Genomic DNA, 21080 nt, shown 5'->3' on the forward strand with positions numbered 1-21080 from the left:
TTTTAATTTCGTTTGTCTATTAATGTAATGGGTTTACGGCTCATAGGAGGGAAAATTATTTTTTGTAATTCTTCCATAGCTAAAACTTCAACTTTAGGAGAAACTCTTAGTTTCGCTCTAAAATGATCTTTAATTTCGGTTAAAAATCGTTCCGTTGTATCCGTTGATGCAATCTTAATTATAATTTCATCTGTTCCTAGATCATTTGTTGATATTTCAATCAAATGGCTTTTTATAGATTCAAAACAAGTCATCAGATCGTGCATAGCGGGTGGATATAGAGTTGTTCCTTTGTACTTAATCATGTGTTGTTTTCTTCCTATCACAGGACCTACTCGTTGTGTATTTCTACCACAAGCACAGGGTTGTGTGTGAAGTTGTACAATATCTCCTGTTTGAAAACGCAATAAAGGCATTCCTTCTATTCCTAGAGTTGTTATAACTAGTTCTCCTGATCCTTCAGTAACTGGGTTATTACATTCATCTAATACTTCTGTAATAATTAATTCTGGATGATGATGTCCTCCTTGAAATTCTTTACATTCTGTAAATGCTGTACTCATTTCGGTAGAAGCGTACGTAGAGTACAATGGAACATTCCACTTTTTAGTAATTTTTTGAGTTAAAAGAGAAGGTGAAAAATCTTGATTACGCAATGATTCTCCTATACAAATAACCCCTTTTACGCTTGATTTTTGATAATCGATTCCTTGCTTTTCTGCGTATTCAATCATTTTTAATAAAAAGGAAGGTACTCCAATTAAATATTTGGGATGGTATTTGAGGATGGAATCCCATTGGAGTTCAGGAATCCCTGCTCCTACTCGAATAATACCTGCTTTTAATTTCCGCAAGCCCATAAAGTAAGCCAATCCTGCCATAAAACGACGATCCATCGTGGTCATTAATTGCACCACATCGCCTTCTTGTATGCCTGCACAGGCAAAAGACAGGGCTTCATTATAAGCCAAACGATCCAAATCTGAATCTGTTAGACCAAAAGTAACTGGGTTTCCTAGTGTTCCTGAAGTGGTGCTATAATCAATAATTTTATGTCTAGGTACGCACAAAAAATCATCGTTGTGTTGTTGTAAATCATTTTTTGAGGTCAACGGTAATTTTTGTAGGTCTTCTAGTGTTTGTATTTGTTTTATATCTACCTGATAATGATCAAACATATTTTTATAATATGTTGAATGTGTGTTTAAATATACCAGTAATTCTTTTAATTTTTGCTCTTGAAATTCTTTAATTGCAAGAGATGATAGTGTTTCTATTTCTGGTATCATGATAATTTCTTTTTTGTCTTTTTTAAATAGTTTTGAACCTTATTTCGATCCAATAGGGTTGTAATTTCTAATGTAAGTGCTTTTTCAAAATTATGTAATGCCTCTGTATACAGTTTATGAGAGTATTGATAAACGCCTAATTTATAATAAACAGACCATAGTTTAGGATTTAATTCTTGGTATTTTCTAATAAAATCAGGTGTTAGAGTTTCTTTTTCATTAATTGTTTTATCTAGTAGTTTGTCATATTTCCTGTAGAGTTGATAATCAGCATACGCTTTAGTGTCTAGAAAAGAATCTTTAGCAATGGTTAGCTCAGGTAAATGAGTGACTTTTGTTTTTTGTTGATCAAAAACTTTATTTAAATCATAGGCTACAAAGGCTCCTAATTGATAGGGACTAGAAGAAACCCACATGATACGACTTTCTGGTTTAAAAATTACGGCATGATGTGCTAGAAGTTGATTAATAGCTTTTTCATTTCCGTAACCAATAGTCCCTTCTTTTAACCCTTCTTTATTTCTGAGAATTTGAGCTATTTTCTCGGGGGTCATTTTTTCTTCATTTGCTAATAATTCTTGTATTCTTTCCATACGATACAAAGAATGGCTTTCTTTTATATGTTTTATATTCCTTTTGTCATTTTGATAAGATGAACTCTGAAAATGATTCGAACAAACTAATTGATTGGTGTTTTGTACTTCGTATACGCCAAAATTATTAGGAGATACTTCTATAATTACTGCTTTTTTATCTTTTGCACTGCTTACTAAGATAGACTCTGACACAAAAACGGGTCTTTGTTTTGCTATTTTTATTGCTTCATCTATAGTTGTGGCGTATTGTAATATTTCTCTCGTAAGAAGAGAAATGGGTGTTTTAGCTACTAATGGCATTTTAGATTTTCCGGCATTTATGGTAACGGTTAGTCCTTCTTTATTCATTCCTGAAAGTACACCTATCATACCCGCCCAACTAACACTAGCAAAAGGGATTCCTTTTTCTGGATTAACAAAACTGATTACCTTGTCTTCAGCAAAATCATCTCCAGCATAAAAATCTAAATTTCTACCGATTAGCAATTCTCCATCCATTGTTTTATTTCCCCAAACAGCTAATGAAGTACATCCTATTAATGCTAAATCCTGTACAGCGTGTCCTATATCATGGGCTCCGTGTAAATATAAACTTCTTAGATAAGGTGATGCCATATAATTAAAAGAAGTATCGGTATATTGGGATACCCCATATATTTCCGTTTTGTATTCCTCTTTTATATTCAAATAGAGTTTTCTGTTGTACCATTTTAAAAAAGTACGTAATAGTTTTTGTTTAAATTTAGAAGGAACAATTTTTCCTAGGTGATTAAAAAAAATTCGTTCTTGTTTTTTTACTAAATTTTCGGCTAAGGCTCCTGAAAGCAATCCTAATTGAGAAGGATTGCCTTGAATATGTAATTCCCAAATTTTATGAGCATTTCTTACTAAATATCCTTGTTGATGGGTTACGAGCGTATCGGACAAACGAATTACCGCAGGTTTATCACTTTCTTTAGGAAGATTTAATGGCAGATGATGAACTGATTTATGAATTCCACACGAATAAAAAATCAAAATAACGAAAAAAGTGCCTATATGCTTTTTTGAGTTATTCATTTTGAAATTTCTTCATTTATTTTATTAATTAAATATTTATCGCCAACAATCTCGGAACAAGTAGCTACAGCTCCTATCGTTACGCCTAACACTCCGTGCATTTTAATACTCTGTCCTGTAAGGAAAAGATTTTCTATTTTTGTTTTAGACGAAATAAAGGTTAACATAGGATTATTAGAATCTTTTACGTATCCGTACAAATTACCGTTTTGTCCTCCTATATAATCTCTATAAGACAAAGGAGTAGACGCATACACTGATTTTATACAAGAGCGTATGTTGGGGATTTTTTTTTCAATTTCATTTAAAAAAATTTCAATTTTTTGTTTTTTAAAATTTTCATAATCTTCACCTCTTTCTTTTGATTCTGAAACGGTATTATGAGTGGTACTCCATTTTTCTACTTCTTCAAAACGCATATAGGTTAAGGCTGTAAGACTTTCAGCCCATTGTTGATTATCCGAAGCGATATTCATTGATAACATATAACTTTCTGGCCATGATTGTTCTGTATACTCACTGGCTTGCCAAATGCGTTTGTGATCTTTAAAATGGTAGCAATTATGATTTAAATAAGGAAATGTTTGGGGTTTAAAAACTATGTAAATACTAAATGGAGCAATTTGAGCTTCAAGATTTTGAATTCGTGTAAAATAGGCTTTTCTAAAATATTCTTCTCCCACTAATTTTAAGGTGGTTTTGGGCTCTATATTGGAAATAAATGTTTCTGCAAAATACTCTTCTCCATTTTTAGTTGAAACGGAAACGATTTTTTGATCCTTTACTTGAAATTTATTTACTTCTTGATGTTTAAAAACTTCACCGTTATATTTACGGATTATTTTTATAAGTTGTTTGGTTATCTGACTCCCTCCGTTTATACAACGCCACGCACTTTGGATATAGGAGTTAACAGATAAGGCGTGTACATAAAAAGGGGTTTTATCAGGTACGCCTGCATAAAGGAAATTAGAGCCTACTAATACTGCTTTTAACTTTTCATTAGATGTGAGTTCTTCAAAATATTGTTTTGCGTTTATAGACAGGATTTCTTGTTGATAACCTCCCTCTGTTTTCAAGTTATACAAGGGGAAGGAATTACAGACGTACTGCATTTTTTGACAATATTCCTTTAAGTTTTCTTCCTCTTCTGGAAAAAAGGAAACCAGTTGCTTAATAAAATTTTCATATCCTTGGGCATGAGGGTATTTATTAGGATCGTTATCAAAAGTAATATAGTCATAAGCATCCTCCTCCATTTTTTTTAGTTTTAGCTCATCTATTATTTCTATATACTTAAAATAACTATGTAAATTTTGACCTTCACACAGGCCTCCTATGTAGTGGACTCCTGTATCAAAAATAGTTTTATCTCGCACAAAGGTTTGTAAATTGCCTCCATATTGATTATTTTTTTCTAAAACACAAACCTTTTTTCCTTCTTTTGCTAAGATAATAGCGGAAACCAATCCTCCTAATCCACTTCCTACAATAACAACATCGTACTTTTTTTTCACTAGACTCCTTTATTAAAAAATTTAAGTTCACCTATTTCATTCGAAAGTTCAAATCCGTTGTTTAAAAGAAAATCAACATACAGATCAGCCCCAAACAATACTACTTTATTGAGTTTTTCTAGGTGGGGAAACAATTTACTTTCATCAAAATATCGGGTTGAAATCAATAAAGAATCATACGGTTTCAGAATATCTTGAGAATTTAAATAGTGTATATTTCTTATTTTGTTTAAATAATTAGTAGATGCTATTTCAAAATTTTCTAATGAGTAAACAAAAGTTTGAATTTTACGTTTAGGATACTGCAAAGTAAGAATTGCATTTAACTGACCATAATCATTGGCAAAATGCAAAATTTTAGCATCTTCTGCTATAGTGGTAAACAATGTATGGTAATGATGCTTATTTGAATCAAAGTCTTTTAAAACTTTTTTATAAATATCTTCTTCTTTATACAGATATCCGTCTATGAGTTTTCTGCGGAAAAAATCTTCGTTTTCTAATTCGTGTCGTATTTTATCAAACGCTACTCTAAACAATTTATTTATTTTTTTTGTTCTAGTAATATAATCTTCTCCAAAGCTTCTGTCTTGGTATGAAATATAATTACCAACAACTACTGTGATACTTTCATTATGGATCATAAAATCACCTTTAGGTGATGTTTCTGCATTTCCATGCAAGTATACAGGCAAAATATCTAATTTGAATTCTTCGGCTAAGTAAAAAGCTCCTTTATGGAAACGTTTTACTACATTATCTTCGGAACGAGTTCCTTCTGGAAAAATCATCAAGGAATAGCCCTCTTTAATCTTATCTCGCAAATGATCTAATCCTCCTTCTATCCCTTTAGAAACAGGATAATATCCCATAGCTTTTACTGCTTTGCCAAAAATAGGCGATTTATAAACCCAATCATTTACAAGATACACCATTTTGTGGGTTAGCATACCAAAAGCTAAGGTATCTAAAACGGATACATGATTAGCTATGACAATAGCTTGTTTGCTAAAATTAATTTTATTAGGATTTATAACTTTCTTTTTTACAATAGGATTTATATGCAATACGGATTTAAAAAAAAGAACCATCATTTTTCTAAAACACATCATTTTTGTTTCTTTTTTTAAGGGCAAAATACCCATTAAAAAACGACCTATGGTAGATAATAAAATTCCTCCAAGAGCATAATAGGTTAGCGCAATTATAGAAACTATAAGGGTAAAAAAACGAATAGGAATTTTTCCTTTTTTAGGACGATTAAAAAACAACCATTTGAAAACAATTGGGTAAAAAACAAATGTTATTAATAATGCACTGAGGACCCCTAGCAAGGATACTGAGGAAATAGAAACTAAGGCTGGATGTTTGGCAAAAACTAAGGCTCCAATGGCTAAAATAGTGGTTAACGCTGCTAAAATAATTGAAATACGATAAGCAGGCATTTCATCCTTTCCTGTGGTATATTCTTTTTGTAAAGCACTTGTCATAAAAATAGTAAAATCTACTCCATGCCCAAATATTAAGGTACAAACGATGGTACTAAATATATTTAATGGAATATTAAAAATTCCCATTAAACCCGCGGTAACGAATCCTGTGGCTATAATAGGCAATAAACTGACTAAGACTAATTCAATACGTTTAAAGAAAACAAATAAAATAATAACTACTGCTATAAAAGAATAGTTAATCAGATTGTTAAAATCATCACGCAGTTTTCCTAGAAAAGTTTCATTTAATTGTTGACGATCTATGACTACAACGTTTGCTAAATGTTCAACGGTTTTAATTAATTTTTCTTTCTTTTTTTCATCTATTTTTACAACTGTAGCTATCGTGTACCAATTGGTTGAGTTAGATACATATTCATCCGTCAAATCAGGTAGTAATTGTTTTAAATCACCTAATTGAAGTGGTTTAATATCCGAACGGATTATATCATAAAAAGCCTGATGGGTTGTTGGTTTAAACCCAAAAGTTTTACCGTTTTGTACTAATTCGTTTTGCACTTTTTGACAAACAGAATTTGACCAAAAAGATTTCCATTTTTTAATCTTATTCGTTTGTTCTACTTCTGAAGGTAATAAAGCAGCTAACGAACTGTAATTATAAATATTTTTTGTTTGTTTTTGCTGAGTTAAAATAGCATTTAATTTTGTGTTGCCATCAATGGTTTCTTTTTCATTTTTACCATATACAACGATATAAATGGCTTTAGAGGTTAAACGTGTAGATTCTTCTAACTTTTTTTCGGCTTCTTTTACTTCTTTTGGAATAAAATTTAGGTCGCTTAAATTATTATTAAAGCTTACTCTACTAAAGGTAAAACAACTTATAAAAAGCAATAAAAATGTTCCTATAATCAAAAATTTGTTTTTCTCGAAAGGTATTTTTGACAAACGATCTAACATTCCTGCATGGGATAAGCCATTGTTTTTAGGTTTATACAAATGAGGAATGATTAACAATGAAAACAAAGCAGATATCATAACACTTATAGAGGCAAATATCCCCAAGTCTTTAAGTGCATCTGATTTTACAAATAACAAACACAAAAAAGCGACTGCCGTTGTTGAGCTACTCATTATTAAAGGCTTAGCAGTATCTTTATACAACTGTTTTATATCGGCATTATATCTATAATGTGTCATGATATGAAGCGAGTAATCTATAGTTACGCCTAACAAAACAGCTCCTACACTTAATGAAATAGCGGAAATCGTTTGTCGTAAGAAATAAAGGCTGGCAATAGCAAATAAAACACCAAAAATAGTAGGTATAAAGATGATTATAGGAATTGTTATTTTTCTAAAAAATAAGATAAGAATCAACATAAGTGTTCCCATAGATAAAAGGACTGTAGTAATGATATCTGCCTTTATTTGGTTAGCATTAGCCACCGCAATAATAGGAGAGCCAAAATACGATAACTGTACTTTATTTTTAAAATCTTTGTTAATAGCTGATTGGATGCTTTTTAACAAGTCTACAAACTCAGCATTTTTTTCAGTTTCGCTTCCACCATTTCGAGGATTGATGAATAACAACAACTTGCTTTGGTCACGAGTTAGCAAATAACCGTCCTTCATGATGAACTCATCTCCTATGGCCAATTGTTGCATTTTTTTTAATCCTATAAAAGTAATTCCTAATGGGTCTTTTATGATAAAATCACGAGTAATTAGACCGGATGGACTAATTAGGGATTTATAATTATTTTCAACCAATACTTTTATACTATCGGATTGGATTTTTTGTCTAATTGTTTTATAATCTTTTTCTTCTAGAAATAAGGGAATATTTTGATAGATAAAATCAAAAACTTGGTTAATATTTTCTTGTGCAGCTGTACCTTCAATCCCTTTTATATAAGGTTGTACCAAATGAAGACTGTCTATAAAAACGTTGGCTGCTTGTGTTAGATCTTCAACAGAGCCTGCTCTTTCTTTTTCAATAATAACGGTAATTTTATCCGCAAATTTTAATTGCTTAATAACTTTAGAAGTTATATCTGCTTTGTCATTTTTTGGTAAAACACGTGTAATATCCTCTTCAAATTTAATTTGAAAAGCAAAAAAAGTTAGTATCACTAAAAACGCTAGTGATGACAAGAATGTTAGAATCCGGTTCTTTTGAACGAATTCATGAATTTTAATAAAAAAAAAGTGCATTTATCCCCTATTATTTTCCCGACGCGAAAGTACTAAATAACTTCCAACTCCAAAAATAAATGACATCATGAACGCTAGGATACAACTTCCTATAAGATATTGAAAAAAGTGTTCTTTGAGTTGCGAAAAATCAAAAATGTCAACAAGTTTAAAAGGTGCTTCTTTTTCTACAAATAGGCTTCCTATTTTTAGCGAACTATAGATAATAATAGGAATCATAGGAGGCACACTAATGTTTGAGAAAGCAAAAGCCAAAGTTTTATTTAATCGCAATAGCACAGCAGAGGTAATTACAATAGCAGTCTGAAATCCCCAAAAAGGAGCAATACCACAAAAAACACCTAATGCTATTGATTGCGATTTTTTAGTAGCAGAATCTTGGGTAGAAAAAAGGTCTTCTTTGAGAAATGTTTTAAAACTTTTTCTTTTAAAATTTCTTAAAAAATCACGAGGTTTTATGTACAAAAATAGAATTAAGACCAATATTGTATTTAAAATACTGATCCGGGTAAAATCTTTAAACGGTCTGAAATGAGAAACTCTTTCGGTAGGATCGTATAAAACTTGAATGGGAATGTTTTGAACAGCAATACCGTTCCAAGCTGTTCGTACGATAATTTCTATTTCAAATTCAAACTTATTTGTATAAAATGTTTTAGGAATGGCATAAAGCGGGTATAATCGGTAACCTGATTGTGTATCTGTTAACTGAATACCTGTTTCAAACCAAAACCAAAAACTAGAAAAACGATTACCAAAGCTACTTTTTTTAGGAACTGAATCATGATTCATGTTTCGACTACCAATAAACAAAACAGGATTATTTGATTCTTCTAATGCTCTTACAAAAACAGGAATATCGTCTGGATAATGTTGTCCATCCGAATCTATTGTAATAGCATAATCATATCCTAAATCGAGGGCTTTTTTAAATCCGTTTTTTAAAGCATTGCCTTTACCTCTATTTTTAGGTAGATTGACTACTGTAATAGCGTCAGCGTAAGTTTTTAAAACAGATGATGTACTATCTGTAGATCCATCATTTACAACAATGAGTTTTGAAGTATAATTTAATACTCCATCTATTACTCTCTTAAGAGTTTTATGATTATTGTATGTAGGAATAATGACGCACAATTTCAAACTATTAATGCGTTCAGACAATGATAAATTAGGGATCATCTTACTTTAATTTAGATTTTTCAGAATCCGTAAAAACCTTAGATTGAGCCATATACCGGTGTATGTATTCTTTTAGAACAGTATTTTGTTTATTAAATCCTTCCAATATAATTTTTTTATCTTCTTCTATATTACTCTTGTATTTTAAGAATTTAGGAGTATGTTCTTGAATACTAAGCCTAACTAAACGGATTTCAACATTATTTTCATCTTTGCTTACGGCTTGTTCTACTGTCTTTACTCCTAATATGAATTGTTCTTTTCGCTCTTCTTTATTAGTAGCGAAGCGTGATTTTAATAAAATAGCAGCTCCTCTATAAGCCATTAGTACGGGGGAATCTCCATTGGCTTTTTGAAGTACTTCGTAAAACTTTTCAGTATTTTTTTTTGATTTAGAAGCATATTCATACTGATTGCGCAAATCTGAAAAATTCTGAAAGAACACTAATAAAAAAGCAATACCTGAAATAAAAAAAGAGTTCATATAATTTTATTAAAATAAAAAACGACTTAAGTAGTTTGCAAAAATACAAACTAAACTTAAGTCGATAAAAATTTATTTAAGCTTTACGATACGTATTTGTTAATTTTAACGCTACGGTATCACCAAACTTTGTTGTGTTTTTTACTTTTATTTCGGTATCCAAATCTCCTGAAAGATCTAGCTCTAAAACTAATTCAGGATTTGTTTCTGGATTGATAATAGCCATAAATTTTACATTTGAAGAGGCTGTCATTCTTAATTCAGTATGAAGAATTTCTTCTAAAAGTTCTTTTATAATCTGCATCATACAAACCCCAGGGGTTACAGGATTTCCTGGAAAATGCCCCTTAAAAATTTCATGTCTTGGATTTAAAGTTACTTGCGCCAGATATTTATTATCTGTTAACTGATCTAACTGATTAACGTTATAAAAACCGTTTAAAAGCATTTATTATTTTATATCAAATTTATAATAGGCTCCAAAAGAGAAAAGCGCATTTGAGTGATTTTCTGTTCTAGAAGAGAAAGAAGTTCCGCTGTACGTAGAATGTGTCGTTTGAACTACTGGTGCTACTCCTACTTTAAACCTAGCTTCTACCCCAAAGTTTTTAGTAATGTCATAACCTGCTCCCATAGAAAGAGTTAAATCTACATCATTTTCAGCTTTAAAGTTCTTACTTGTGATGAAATCTAATCCAGGTCCTACATGCAAATTAAATTTCTTAAAATTAAATTTGTTTATAGCTTGTACTCCTAAATAAGAAACATCTAAGTTTCCATCCTCTAATTTATTCGTTCTGGGATTATAAACTATTTTTGCGCTAGCTCCTTGAGATGAATAGTTTAGCTCTGGCTGTAACGTATAAAGTTTATTGAATTTTAAGGACGCTCCAAAACCTAAATAAAAACCAACTTTTGACGAAAAAAGATTACTATTTTCATTTTTAATAGTTTGTCCTGTGTTTGCATCATAAGTATAAGAATATTGAAATCCTAATTCTCCATTAGTAAAACGGGAAACATTTAAACCTCCACGAACTATAGGGTTAAAAGTTACTTGAGCTTGAACTCCGCTTACTCCTGCAATAAATAAAGCTAATGCTATAAATACTCTTTTCATATTTATTATTCAATTATTTGTTTTAAAATTATTTTTATATCAAAATTATAATGTTCTAAAAAAATTTGGTCCGCAAAATCCGTATTTTTCACATCAAAAACTATCGAAAATTTAGCTTTCCTTTTTGAAGATTGTATTATTTTAAACAACTGATTTGTATTATTTTTAAAGTAAAAATAATTTTGAGCCGTTTCTAAAACTTTTTCTTCTTTGTTTTTTCTTTCTGTTTTAGCTATATGTTTTTCTTGAACTAATAATTTTAGATCATTTGTTAGTATTTTTAATACGATCTTTCTATTCAGATCTTCTACTACATAATTTAGTTTTACTTCTTTTTCTCCTATAGTAAAATCTAATAATTTATTTCCAAAATCAGTAGTCATAACGACTCTATGTGAATTTTGGTCTATTTTTTTAACAACTAACAAACCGCTTAAAGCATTTCCGTATACTTCTATCTGAGCTTTGTATACATAATCCAGCTCAGGGTTTGCAAAATAAGGATTTACAATCGTTTGCTCTTTTTGTTCTATTACAGAATTAGGAAGAGGCTCGTATACTTTACAGCTTTGAAAAAAAATAATACATATACTAATTATCAAAAACCTCATCGTTAAACTTTGCATTTACTTGCCTATTTTTAAAAACTATCTTTGTAAAATCGTCTGAGGGTTCTATTAATTTAACCTGTGAAACGCTTGGATCTTCTTTTGGAAATATTAATTCAATTTGTTTGATGTATTTTTTTACTTGATTTGATTTTGATATTAATTTTACAAGATATCCTTCTTTTGTTTTGAAATACGAAATTGCAAATTCTTTATCATCAAACATATTACCGCTTACACTACCAATAATCATTTTATTGATTTTTTCAAATAGTTTTCCGTCAACTGTACTTTTTTTTCCTTGATCATTGATAAAAACTTTATTATTCTTAAAAACAATACTGTATTGGTATGGTTTATTGTATTGCCAATTCAGTAGATTGGGTAACCTGAAATACATTTTACCTGTACTTTCAATATCTTTTGATAAAAAATCTAGATGTTTGTATTGTATAAAGTCTGTTTTTATCGTTTTAATATTTTTATTTTCTTTTTCTATCAAATTCTTAAAACTAACGATTTCAGAATCTGTCATTTTTTGTTCTTGTGCTCTAAAGCTTCCAAAGGACAAACAAGCGAATAGTATCAGTATATTTTTTTTTATCATTATACTCTTTTTCTAATTATTGTTTTCTAACTCCTCTATAGTAATGGTTTTATACTGATTCTGATCCAGTAATATCAACAATCGTGCCAAAACATTTACCGTCTTTTGAGAAATATCATGAAGTAGTATGATTTTTCCTTTTTCTAATCTAGAAATGATTCTATCTAAAATCTTATTTTCGTCCTCAATAACAGTATCTAATGAACGAATGGTCCAACCAATAACTTGATAGTTTTTTTCACGAACGGCTCTTGCTATATGAGGATTTGTAACGCCAAAAGGGGGTCTGAAAAATTTGTTTTTTTGAGCTGTAAGTTCTTGTATAAGTTGATCGGTTTGATTGAATTCTTTTAATATTTTTTTTTTTCTAAAAAACCCCATTTGATTTGAATGTGAATAGGTATGATTGGCAATTATATGGCCTTCTGCTACTATTCTTTGAGCTATTTTCGGATATTTTTCTAGTTGTTTTCCTATACAAAAGAAAGTAGCTTTTATTTGGTGTTGTTTTAACAAATCAAGTACTTGAGGGGTAAATTCTGTAGGGCCATCATCAAATGTTAAGGCTATTATTTGTTTATTTGTTTTGAAGCTATTGATGGTGGGCAGAAAGTAACCTAAACGGATATCAAATGCTCCCCAAGCTGTACAACTTATATATATATGAATCAGGATAAGGTATACCCACCAAGGCATTTGCCAATATATAAACAAAGGCAATAATAAGAAAAATAAAAAACTTAGGTAGGTATGTTTTAACATTGTGTCAACAGTACTAAACTATGATCTCTTCCTTGATATTGGTTATATAATAAAACTTTTTTTAAGCTGGTTGGCTTTATACCATTCCATTCTAAGACTTCGGGAATTTCTTGTTTTTTGATCAAATGGGAGGCAATCCACAATCCAAAAGCAGAAGCTGTATTATATTCTCCTGATATATTTTTATAGTATAGTTGTGATGTAGAACTAAACATAGAGGCTACTTTATCATAAAACACATCGTAATGTACGTCTCCATTATATCCTAAAACTAAAGCATCTATAGCTTCTAAGTCTATTTTTTGTTCTAAAAGAAATTTACGTACAAAATCTTGAATTTCTTCTTTATCTAATATATTTTGTAGACTTATCGCTTCTACCTTTGCGTAGGTCGATTCTTTTAATTGATTAGAAAGTGTAAAAAAGGTAGCTCCCTCACTAAAAACTACACCTGTTGTTTTTGTGTTTTTAATAGAAAAAGGTTTGTCTTCTTCTTTTTTTATTATGTTTACTAACTTGTAAAGTTCTAATGTATGAGAAGAGGTTTCATCTATTCCTCCTACTAAAACTGATTCTGCCTCTCCTGTTTCTATTTGCATTTTTCCATCTAATAAAGCGGTTTCAAAAGACACAGCTCCATTAACATACGTAAAATTGTAACTTTTACATTGCAATCCTAGAGCAATCTGACCTGCTACTGTATTATGGGTAGATTGAATAAACGAAGTGGGGGTTAAGAATTGTTCTTGGTTATCTATAATTGCTTTTAAAAATTTTTCAGAGTCTTCTACACAGCCCATCCCTGTACCTGTAATAATAGCATCAGGATAATTTATACCTGCTTCTTCCAATGCTTTATTAGATGCAAAAATGCCCATTTTTACTCCTTTAGCCATTCTACGAATCATTGCGGGTGGAATTATTTCTTTATAAGAAGGTTGAAGGGCAAATAACACATTTTGATTGTCATGAATTGTTGTTTCATTCAAAAAATTGCCTTCGTGTGTTTTTTGAGCGGATACACTCCCAACACCATTTATATAACACGTTTTCATTGGTTATTTTTTTGAAAAAATTAGGGTTGAACAATTTCCTCCGAAACCAAATGAGTTGGATAATACATAGTTTATTTCTTTATCTAGTACTTCTATTTGAGGAATTAAATCAAATTCTTTCATTGGAGTCTTAAAGTTTAAATTTGGGAAGACTTTATTATTCTGAAGAGCAAGAATACTATATACCGCTTCAATAGCAGCGGCAGCGGCTAAAGTATGACCTGTAAAAGCCTTAGTAGAACTAAACTCAGGTATTTTGTATCCTTCAAATGCTCTTATGATAGCTCTTCCTTCAGACAAATCATTATTAGGGGTGGCTGTACCGTGTACGTTAATATAATCAATTTTATCAGGTGTAATAGTAGCTTTTTCAAATGCTTTTTGCATCGCTAAAAAGGCTCCTTCTCCATTTTCTGATGAAGCTGTTTGGTGGTATGCATCATTAGCATTTCCAAATCCAGTAAGATAGGCTAACACTTTTTTATTTGTTTTTGTGATCATTCTATCCGATTCTAGAACAATAAAAGCGGCTGCTTCACCTAAATTGAGTCCTTTTCGTTCATCATCAAAAGGGGTATTATAAGTATCTGAAAGGATCATTAATGTTTTAAAACCATTAATTGTAAACTTTGACAAGGCATCTGTACCGCCTACAATTACTCGATCTAACTGACCTGAAGCAATCATTCGCGCTCCTAACATAATGGCATTTGCCGCGGATGAACAAGCGGTACTTACAGTAGAAACGAATCCTTTTAATCCAATGTAATCCGCTATTTTATGAGAAGAATTACCGGCATCATGCGTCTCTATGTATTTTTGTAATGTTGGATTTTTAAAATATTCATAATAATATCTTTCCGTCATATCCATTCCTCCTACACTGGTTGCAGAAATGAGTCCTGTTTTATATTCGTTAAGATCAAAGATAGCGGCATTTTCAATTGCTTTTTTAGCGGCATAAGCACCTAACATGGCTGTACGAGAAAAATTATTATCCTCAGACAAACCTAACATGGTAGATAATTCTTTATTATTTAACTTTATTTCACCAACTTTAATAGCTTCTTTATGAAGGGTTTCAATATTTTGAATTTGAGAAATTCCAGCTTTTTTACTCAAAAGTGCTTCATAATTTTCTTCTACTGTATTTCCTATAGAAGAAATTATTCCCATACCTGTTATAGCAATTTTCATTTAAACGAAAGTTTATCGCGATTAATTTATAAAAGGTGTTTAAAAAAGGCTGTTTAAAATAATTTTAAACAGCCTAAAAAATTATTTTGTTCTGTTTTTTGCAATAAAATCAGCCATGGTTTCAACTGAAGCAAAAATAGTTTTTCCTTCTTTTGGATCTGTTAATTTTATCCCATACTCTTTGTCTAATAGAACGATTAGCTCTAACGCGTCAATTGAGTCTAGACCTAAACCATCTCCAAATAATGGATCGTTATCTTGAATATCTTCTACTGTTATATCTTCTAAATTTAATACTTCAATAATTTTAGCTTTTAGTTCTCCTTTTAATGCTTCCATTTTAATTAAAAATTTGTTTTATACTATCTATTTGGTGTACAGCACCTTTATTCTTTTTATCTACTAAATAAACTACTGCTTTATAGTTTTCTTGAAATAATTCTACCCAACCACAGAGTACTTTATCTGCTTTTCCTAAATCCAACAATTGTTTTGTATAGGTATATATAAACGATGGTTGAAATTGGTCAAAAACAAAAAAGGCATTTTCTGAATTTAACTTATGTTTTATACTTACTTCGCCTATACATATATTTGGTAAAGTATAAACAAAAACGGCTGGACTCGGAAAATAATTTTCTTTGTCTGCAATAGATTCTTGATATTTAACATCTGTATCTAAACTAGCTGATTGGTTTGCAAAGACAATAGCTATATTATTTTCTTGTTCTTTTTTAACTTCTTCTCTTAATACAATTTCGGATGCTAGAAAAGCCAACTTACTTAAATTATCCATTTTAAAAAATTTTGGATAATTGATTTCATATTTTTTATAAATTTTTTTTGCAAATTCTACAAATGAATTCTGATCGTTAATCATTAGTGTTTGTCCATCTACAACTAATCCTTTGGATGTAATTGTACAAACTTTATTTATATATAATTTAGTTTCCAAAATTACTTTATTTTTTTTAATACTATAGCGGTATTACATCCTCCAAAACCTGATGCTGTTTTTAATATAACATTAATAGGCATTTTTAATGGTTGGGTAATTACATTAATAGGTTGTGTTACTCCACAGGTTTTATATCCTTTTGAAACGATTAATGTATTGTGCTTTGCGCTTTCGATAGTCATAATCGTTTCTAACAATCCTGAAGCGCCTAGTGTATGTCCGTAATACCCTTTTAAACTATTTAGGGGTTTATTTTGCAACTCTAGTCTATTAAAGGCTATTGCTTCCATCTCGTCGTTATAAGGGGTAGCTGTTCCATGAGCAGAAATTATATCTACGGAATTACTGGAAATAGTAGCTTCTTTTAATGCGGATTGTATACTTCTATAAAGTCCTTCTCCTGTACGAGAAGGTCCTGATATATGATTGGCATCATTTACGGCTCCTTCTCCTAGTATTTCAAAGTCATTAGGTTTAACTTCTTCTTGTAAAGAGGTTATATAAATTGCTGCGGCTGCTTCGCCTAATGTTACTCCTGTTCTATTGGCATCGTATGGTTTACAAGGTTCGTCACTCATTGCTTGAAATGAGTTAAATCCTGATAATACGAATTCAGTAACTTCATCTGCAGCCACCACGTATGCGTTATCATACAATCCTCCTTGTATAAGTCTTTTGGCTACAGAAATAGCTAATACGCCTGATACACATGCATTAGAAACAACTATGGGTTCTGTTTTAAACCCGAAAAAATGGGCTATTTTTTTTGCTAAAGTGCTTAAAAAAGCTTCGGTAAGACTGTTAGATGTATTTTCTAACTGAACAATATCTCCTTTAGTGGTGGAAAAAATAAAAGCTGTTTTTTCTGTTATTTTATTTGTATCTAGAATTGGTTGTAATACTTGAATTAAGGTACGTTCTATTTTTGAATTAGCGTTTATTGATTGGTCTATTAAGTTATCGGGTATGATAGCTGCATAAAAATCTTTTAGCATTCCTATTTGTGAATGCTTTTTTATACCTGATTGTTCCGATTGTATGGCGAACCAATTTTTTGCAACGGAATTACCTAAAGGAGTAATACAATTGGTTTTTGTTATATAACAGCGTTTCATTTTATTCTATTAAACCACATTTACGTTTCCATTCTTTAAAAAAAGCGGGAAGACTTAATGATAAATCTCCGTTAGCATCTAAAAAAACTTGCACTGTTTCTCCAGTACAAGCGATATTATTATTGTTATCAAAAATTTTATATCTAAAAATCATTTTAGCGGCAGGGGTATCTACAAAGGTAGTTTCTATCCTAGCGACATCTCCATATCGCAATGACAATTTATGTTCGCATGATGATTTTACAATAGGAGTTGTATAACCATTAGCTTGTACATCTAGATAAGAAATTCCGTGCTGACGACCAAAAGCTTCTCTTCCATCTTCAAAATAAGTAATGTAATATCCGTGCCAAACGATTCCTAAAGGATCTGTTTCGTTAAATCGAATACGTATATCATGAGCTACTGTTAGCTGAGGAATTTCTTTACACAGCTCTTTTCTTTTTATCATACACAATGGCTATTGTAACTGTTAAAACAAAAAATAATATTAAAAGGATTAAATTAGGCAGGATAGATAATAATCCTGTATTTCTTAAAAGTACATCGTAAAACGCGTTTAATCCCCAGTTCATTGGCGAAATATGCGAAACATATTGCATTATTTTTGGCATGGCAAAAACGGGAACCCAAACTCCTCCTATAGCAGCAAGAATAACTACTGAAGTGGCTCCAAAAGGTGCTGATTGTTCTTGTGTTGTAGCTATAGTACCCAATAGAATCCCAAATCCTATGGCTGCTAAACCTGCACATATTGTAACTAAATTCATTAGTAAAAAACGCCCACTTATATCTAACTGAGGTAAATTTAAATAAGGAAATAGGTACAGACCTATAAGCATCATTAACCAAAACTGAATCACACAAATGATTAAATAGGTAATTGTTTTGCCTAATAGGACGGTGCTATAAGAAACGGGATTAGTAATTAGTCTAATAAATGTTCCTTGGCTCTTTTCTTTGACTATGTTGATAGATAAGGGAACTACGATGAAGAAAATAGCAAATAATGTCCAAGCAGGAACATTATGTTGTACTGAATTAGGTATTATTTCTTTGTTATTTATTTTAGGTATTATTTCTTTGTAAGTAATAAAGTTTTTTTGTTCAAAAATAGGCTCGTCTGTCTCCCCTATTTGCTCTTGAAAAGAGGTATAGATTGTTTTATTTTCGATAGTAGCTACCATTTTATCAATAGCATTTTTTATATTGCTTTTAAAGCTTAACTGTGAAGCAGGATCAAAATATAATTTAATTTCTTTTGAGCTAATATTTTTTTGAGTTTGTTTTTGAGAAGCTTCTGCAACTCCAAAACTACTCATTATTTTTTCAACATTTTGATTTACTTTGGTTTGTAAATCATTACTTAATTTTTCAGGAACTATTATTGCTAATTGATATTTTCCTTGAAAAACTAATTCCTTAGCCTTTTCTTCGTTTAATTCTATCCCTTCATTTTGGGTTACTACCTCTAAAGCACCACTTTTTCCTAAACTCTGAATGATATTTTCGGCAATGGTTCCGTGATCTAAATCTACTACAAGAACAGGTATTTTAGTATCTGAAACTGTTTTAAAAGCTTCATTCTGAATGAGCGTAATGGTAATTATTAATACTAAAGGCATTACAAATAATATTACCAAACCGCCAAAATCGCGTTTCAGTAATATTATTTCCTTGTATATAGACATCCAAAGTTTATACATTATCTCTTAATTCTTTTCCGGTTAAAGCAATAAAAACATCTTCTAAATTGTAGGCATCAGGTGTTTTTTGTATTAATTCATCTGGTGTTCCTTCTGCAAAAATGGTTCCTCTATCAATAATAGCAATTTTATTGCAAAAATCTTGTGCTTCTGTTAAATGATGAGAGGTATAAATAATGGTTGTTCCTTTTGTATTTAATTCTTTTAAAAAATTAATAATGACATTTTTAGACTGTACATCTACCCCTACAGTAGGTTCGTCTAAAAAAAGGACTTTAGGATCATGCAAAATACCAGCTATCAAATTCACTCTTCGTTTCATCCCTCCTGAAAACGTTTCAACTCGTTTATGAGCAAACTTTAACAAGCCAAGGTGTTCTAATAATCGGTCTACTTTGGTTCTAAGTTCATTTCCTTTTAGCCCCAGCATACTACCGAAATACAATAAATTTTCACGGGCTGTTAAAGTAGGATATAAGGCGTATTCTTGTGGCACCACTCCTATGTTTTGTTTGATTTTTTGGGCATCATTTGAGTACGTTAATCCATCTATAGTAAAAGTACCTGAGGTAGGTTTTACTAAACCACATAAGATAGAAAGCAATGTTGTTTTACCTGCGCCATTAGGTCCTAAAAGACCAAAGATATCATTTTCAGCAATTGATAAGTTTAGGTTGTTTACTGAAAAAAAATCAGCTCCTTTATATTGTTTATAAAGCTTCGTAATATGTATGATCTCTTTATTCATTAATTACACTGCTTTTTTAAGTTTTTTAAAAAAAAATTCTTCTAATTGTGCTAATGCCTCTAATTCATTAGCTAAAGCATTATACACATCGTGCTGATTGCTTCTGTTTTTGTACACTCTTGCTGCCATTACCGCAAAGTCTCTCCATTTATCGCCTATGGTTGTCATTTCTTTTGATAACTCAGCTAAAGAAGGATTGTTTAATACAGTAGAAGCTTCCTGCAAGAATGCTGCATAAATAAATCGAAAACCACCGCCTCCTGTTCCGATTTCTTCTTGCATCCGTACCATTTGTGCTAGGTAATGATTCGTTACTTTAACCCCTCTTTTAGTGGGCCAAATTCGAATGTGTTTGGCCAAACGACGCATTGCGGCAATTCCTATAAACGGCAATGGGGCTAACATATCTTTGCATGTATTTTTAATTCCTTTAACAATCGCTGGTTTTAATTGCACTTGTTTTGGGATATTTACGGGATAATACATGTGTCCCTTGGGAGCTAAAGCTCCTTTTGCAAAACGTACTTTTTCTAATTCTTTTTCGCTCAAAGTGGTAACTGTTTGCATAACAGGGTCGCTAATTAGATAGCTTTTATTTTCTTTACCATATACCACTAAGTTATGAGCATTGAAATGAAAACGGTATTCATCAGGAAAATAGGTAAGATGATATACTCCTACTTGTAAACCTGTAGGGATATTATTTTTTAAATTAGCTTCTAGGGCTTGCTGGGCTTTTTGAGGGGTTGAGAAACGTGTTCTTTTTACCTTTATTCCTAATCTTTTGGCTGCTTTATTAAAGATACTTCCAGGCATTGGTCTATAACTAATAGCAGGTGCATGATTAACTTTTAATAATGGGAAATAAAAAAAGAACAAACCTGAACCAATACCAAAAACCATGGGTTCACTAAGATTAATCCCATTAAACTTTAACAAATTAGATGCTACACCATTTTCACAATGAGCTGATTGATGATGTGTAAAACGAATCTCCATTATATTCCTCTAAAACTTTTCAATTCTTCAATTGTTATTTCAAACGCATCTGCATAACGCTGCAATTGTTTTTGGTTTAATTTTTTAAAAACAGAGGGGTTTGCATGTCGTTTTGCTCGCCAAGTCCACATATTAACATAACCTGCAAGCGTAACCCAATCCATTTTATGGAGTTCCATAAAATAAACAATTGGACTTTGAGTTCCTTGCTTCACTGCTTCGTTAGCCTGTGCAACTCGTTCTTCAATATCTTTCATAGAATGCTCCAATGCAATGGTTTTGGGTTCCCAACCACTACTTAAAGCGGTTGTATAAGATCCATCTTTATCTACTGCGTAACAAAGTTCTTTCATGTTATGTTTAGAAAGATTACTTTGATCTTGAGGCACTTCTTCTTTTTTCAT

Annotated in this window: 21 protein-coding genes; all 21 read right to left on the reverse strand. The window is 31.1% G+C overall.

The genetic code is table 11. The features are described from left to right. Positions 1-2: 2 nt before the first annotated feature. Entirely contained in the window at positions 3-1289 is a 1287-nt protein-coding gene (locus HUE53_RS04590) for a phenylacetate--CoA ligase family protein (RefSeq protein WP_014166412.1), read from the reverse strand. Beyond that, a complete protein-coding gene (locus HUE53_RS04595; RefSeq protein ID WP_014166413.1) occupies positions 1286-2944 on the reverse strand; it encodes an acyl-CoA--6-aminopenicillanic acid acyl-transferase in 1659 nt (552 codons plus the stop codon). Before HUE53_RS04595 ends, HUE53_RS04590 begins: the two co-directional genes overlap by 4 nt. Continuing rightward, positions 2941-4461, reverse strand: coding sequence for a phytoene desaturase family protein (locus HUE53_RS04600; protein ID WP_014166414.1), 1521 nt, complete (start codon positions 4459-4461; stop codon positions 2941-2943). Before HUE53_RS04600 ends, HUE53_RS04595 begins: the two co-directional genes overlap by 4 nt. Beyond that, entirely contained in the window at positions 4461-8135 is a 3675-nt protein-coding gene (locus HUE53_RS04605; protein ID WP_080572514.1) for a 1-acyl-sn-glycerol-3-phosphate acyltransferase, read from the reverse strand. The genes HUE53_RS04600 and HUE53_RS04605 overlap by 1 nt, the downstream gene beginning before the upstream one ends. Then, on the reverse strand, positions 8136-9317 hold the full coding sequence (locus tag HUE53_RS04610) for a DUF2062 domain-containing protein (RefSeq protein ID WP_014166416.1): 1182 nt from the start codon (positions 9315-9317) through the stop codon (positions 8136-8138). It abuts the gene before it with no gap. A gap of 1 nt (position 9318) precedes the next feature. After that, a complete protein-coding gene (locus HUE53_RS04615) occupies positions 9319-9801 on the reverse strand; it encodes a hypothetical protein (RefSeq protein ID WP_014166417.1) in 483 nt (160 codons plus the stop codon). Between the two features lie 76 nt (positions 9802-9877). Beyond that, entirely contained in the window at positions 9878-10249 is a 372-nt protein-coding gene (locus HUE53_RS04620; RefSeq protein WP_014166418.1) for a hotdog family protein, read from the reverse strand. A gap of 3 nt (positions 10250-10252) precedes the next feature. After that, entirely contained in the window at positions 10253-10921 is a 669-nt protein-coding gene (locus tag HUE53_RS04625) for an outer membrane beta-barrel protein (protein WP_014166419.1), read from the reverse strand. A gap of 5 nt (positions 10922-10926) precedes the next feature. Next, a complete protein-coding gene (locus HUE53_RS04630) occupies positions 10927-11532 on the reverse strand; it encodes a hypothetical protein (protein WP_192188751.1) in 606 nt (201 codons plus the stop codon). Beyond that, the gene (locus tag HUE53_RS04635; RefSeq protein WP_014166421.1) at positions 11513-12136 is read right to left on the reverse strand and encodes a LolA family protein; all 624 of its coding nucleotides are present in this window, start codon (positions 12134-12136) and stop codon (positions 11513-11515) included. The genes HUE53_RS04630 and HUE53_RS04635 overlap by 20 nt, the downstream gene beginning before the upstream one ends. A 12-nt stretch (positions 12137-12148) precedes the next feature. After that, positions 12149-12832 carry a polysaccharide deacetylase family protein gene (locus tag HUE53_RS04640; protein ID WP_225556179.1) on the reverse strand — a complete coding sequence of 228 codons (684 nt, stop codon included), beginning with the start codon at positions 12830-12832 and terminating at the stop codon, positions 12149-12151. A 59-nt stretch (positions 12833-12891) separates the two neighbouring features. Beyond that, positions 12892-13953 (reverse strand): beta-ketoacyl synthase N-terminal-like domain-containing protein, encoded by a 1062-nt coding sequence (locus tag HUE53_RS04645; RefSeq protein ID WP_014166423.1) that lies wholly within the window; start codon positions 13951-13953, stop codon positions 12892-12894. Between the two features lie 3 nt (positions 13954-13956). Then, on the reverse strand, positions 13957-15150 hold the full coding sequence (locus HUE53_RS04650; protein WP_014166424.1) for a beta-ketoacyl-[acyl-carrier-protein] synthase family protein: 1194 nt from the start codon (positions 15148-15150) through the stop codon (positions 13957-13959). Positions 15151-15231: 81 nt separating this feature from the next. Continuing rightward, positions 15232-15489, reverse strand: a complete 258-nt coding sequence (locus tag HUE53_RS04655; protein ID WP_014166425.1) for a phosphopantetheine-binding protein — start codon at positions 15487-15489, stop codon at positions 15232-15234. 1 nt (position 15490) lies between these two features. Continuing rightward, positions 15491-16105: a hypothetical protein gene (locus tag HUE53_RS04660; protein ID WP_014166426.1), complete on the reverse strand. Its 615-nt coding sequence runs from the start codon at positions 16103-16105 to the stop codon at positions 15491-15493. A gap of 2 nt (positions 16106-16107) precedes the next feature. Further along, positions 16108-17223, reverse strand: a complete 1116-nt coding sequence (locus HUE53_RS04665; protein WP_014166427.1) for a beta-ketoacyl synthase N-terminal-like domain-containing protein — start codon at positions 17221-17223, stop codon at positions 16108-16110. A 1-nt stretch (position 17224) separates the two neighbouring features. Next, positions 17225-17674 carry an acyl-CoA thioesterase gene (locus HUE53_RS04670; RefSeq protein WP_014166428.1) on the reverse strand — a complete coding sequence of 150 codons (450 nt, stop codon included), beginning with the start codon at positions 17672-17674 and terminating at the stop codon, positions 17225-17227. Continuing rightward, complete coding sequence (locus tag HUE53_RS04675) at positions 17649-18929, reverse strand: ABC transporter permease (protein WP_192188752.1); 1281 nt, start codon at positions 18927-18929, stop codon at positions 17649-17651. Before HUE53_RS04675 ends, HUE53_RS04670 begins: the two co-directional genes overlap by 26 nt. Continuing rightward, on the reverse strand, positions 18922-19677 hold the full coding sequence (locus HUE53_RS04680; protein ID WP_014166430.1) for an ABC transporter ATP-binding protein: 756 nt from the start codon (positions 19675-19677) through the stop codon (positions 18922-18924). Before HUE53_RS04680 ends, HUE53_RS04675 begins: the two co-directional genes overlap by 8 nt. A 3-nt stretch (positions 19678-19680) precedes the next feature. After that, a complete protein-coding gene (locus HUE53_RS04685) occupies positions 19681-20676 on the reverse strand; it encodes a BtrH N-terminal domain-containing protein (protein ID WP_065213029.1) in 996 nt (331 codons plus the stop codon). Next, a complete protein-coding gene (locus HUE53_RS04690) occupies positions 20676-21080 on the reverse strand; it encodes a hypothetical protein (protein ID WP_065213028.1) in 405 nt (134 codons plus the stop codon). Before HUE53_RS04690 ends, HUE53_RS04685 begins: the two co-directional genes overlap by 1 nt.

The sequence above is a fragment of the Flavobacterium columnare genome, from assembly GCF_014844295.1.
Taxonomy (GTDB): Bacteria; Bacteroidota; Bacteroidia; order Flavobacteriales; family Flavobacteriaceae; genus Flavobacterium; species Flavobacterium columnare.

Excerpts from the sequence above, each read along its gene's own strand:
- HUE53_RS04590 (WP_014166412.1), bottom strand. The coding sequence starts at position 1,289 with ATGATACCAGAAATAGAAACACTATCATCTCTTGCAATTAAAGAATTT.
- HUE53_RS04595 (WP_014166413.1), bottom strand. The coding sequence starts at position 2,944 with ATGAATAACTCAAAAAAGCATATAGGCACTTTTTTCGTTATTTTGATT.
- HUE53_RS04605 (WP_080572514.1), bottom strand. The coding sequence starts at position 8,135 with ATGCACTTTTTTTTTATTAAAATTCATGAATTCGTTCAAAAGAACCGG.
- HUE53_RS04610 (WP_014166416.1), bottom strand. The coding sequence starts at position 9,317 with ATGATCCCTAATTTATCATTGTCTGAACGCATTAATAGTTTGAAATTG.
- HUE53_RS04615 (WP_014166417.1), bottom strand. The coding sequence starts at position 9,801 with ATGAACTCTTTTTTTATTTCAGGTATTGCTTTTTTATTAGTGTTCTTT.
- HUE53_RS04620 (WP_014166418.1), bottom strand. The coding sequence starts at position 10,249 with ATGCTTTTAAACGGTTTTTATAACGTTAATCAGTTAGATCAGTTAACA.
- HUE53_RS04625 (WP_014166419.1), bottom strand. The coding sequence starts at position 10,921 with ATGAAAAGAGTATTTATAGCATTAGCTTTATTTATTGCAGGAGTAAGC.
- HUE53_RS04630 (WP_192188751.1), bottom strand. The coding sequence starts at position 11,532 with ATGAGGTTTTTGATAATTAGTATATGTATTATTTTTTTTCAAAGCTGT.
- HUE53_RS04635 (WP_014166421.1), bottom strand. The coding sequence starts at position 12,136 with ATGATAAAAAAAAATATACTGATACTATTCGCTTGTTTGTCCTTTGGA.
- HUE53_RS04640 (WP_225556179.1), bottom strand. The coding sequence starts at position 12,832 with ATGCCTTGGTGGGTATACCTTATCCTGATTCATATATATATAAGTTGT.
- HUE53_RS04645 (WP_014166423.1), bottom strand. The coding sequence starts at position 13,953 with ATGAAAACGTGTTATATAAATGGTGTTGGGAGTGTATCCGCTCAAAAA.
- HUE53_RS04650 (WP_014166424.1), bottom strand. The coding sequence starts at position 15,150 with ATGAAAATTGCTATAACAGGTATGGGAATAATTTCTTCTATAGGAAAT.
- HUE53_RS04655 (WP_014166425.1), bottom strand. The coding sequence starts at position 15,489 with ATGGAAGCATTAAAAGGAGAACTAAAAGCTAAAATTATTGAAGTATTA.
- HUE53_RS04665 (WP_014166427.1), bottom strand. The coding sequence starts at position 17,223 with ATGAAACGCTGTTATATAACAAAAACCAATTGTATTACTCCTTTAGGT.
- HUE53_RS04670 (WP_014166428.1), bottom strand. The coding sequence starts at position 17,674 with ATGATAAAAAGAAAAGAGCTGTGTAAAGAAATTCCTCAGCTAACAGTA.
- HUE53_RS04675 (WP_192188752.1), bottom strand. The coding sequence starts at position 18,929 with ATGTATAAACTTTGGATGTCTATATACAAGGAAATAATATTACTGAAA.
- HUE53_RS04680 (WP_014166430.1), bottom strand. The coding sequence starts at position 19,677 with ATGAATAAAGAGATCATACATATTACGAAGCTTTATAAACAATATAAA.
- HUE53_RS04685 (WP_065213029.1), bottom strand. The coding sequence starts at position 20,676 with ATGGAGATTCGTTTTACACATCATCAATCAGCTCATTGTGAAAATGGT.
- HUE53_RS04690 (WP_065213028.1), bottom strand. The coding sequence starts at position 21,080 with ATGAAAAAAGAAGAAGTGCCTCAAGATCAAAGTAATCTTTCTAAACAT.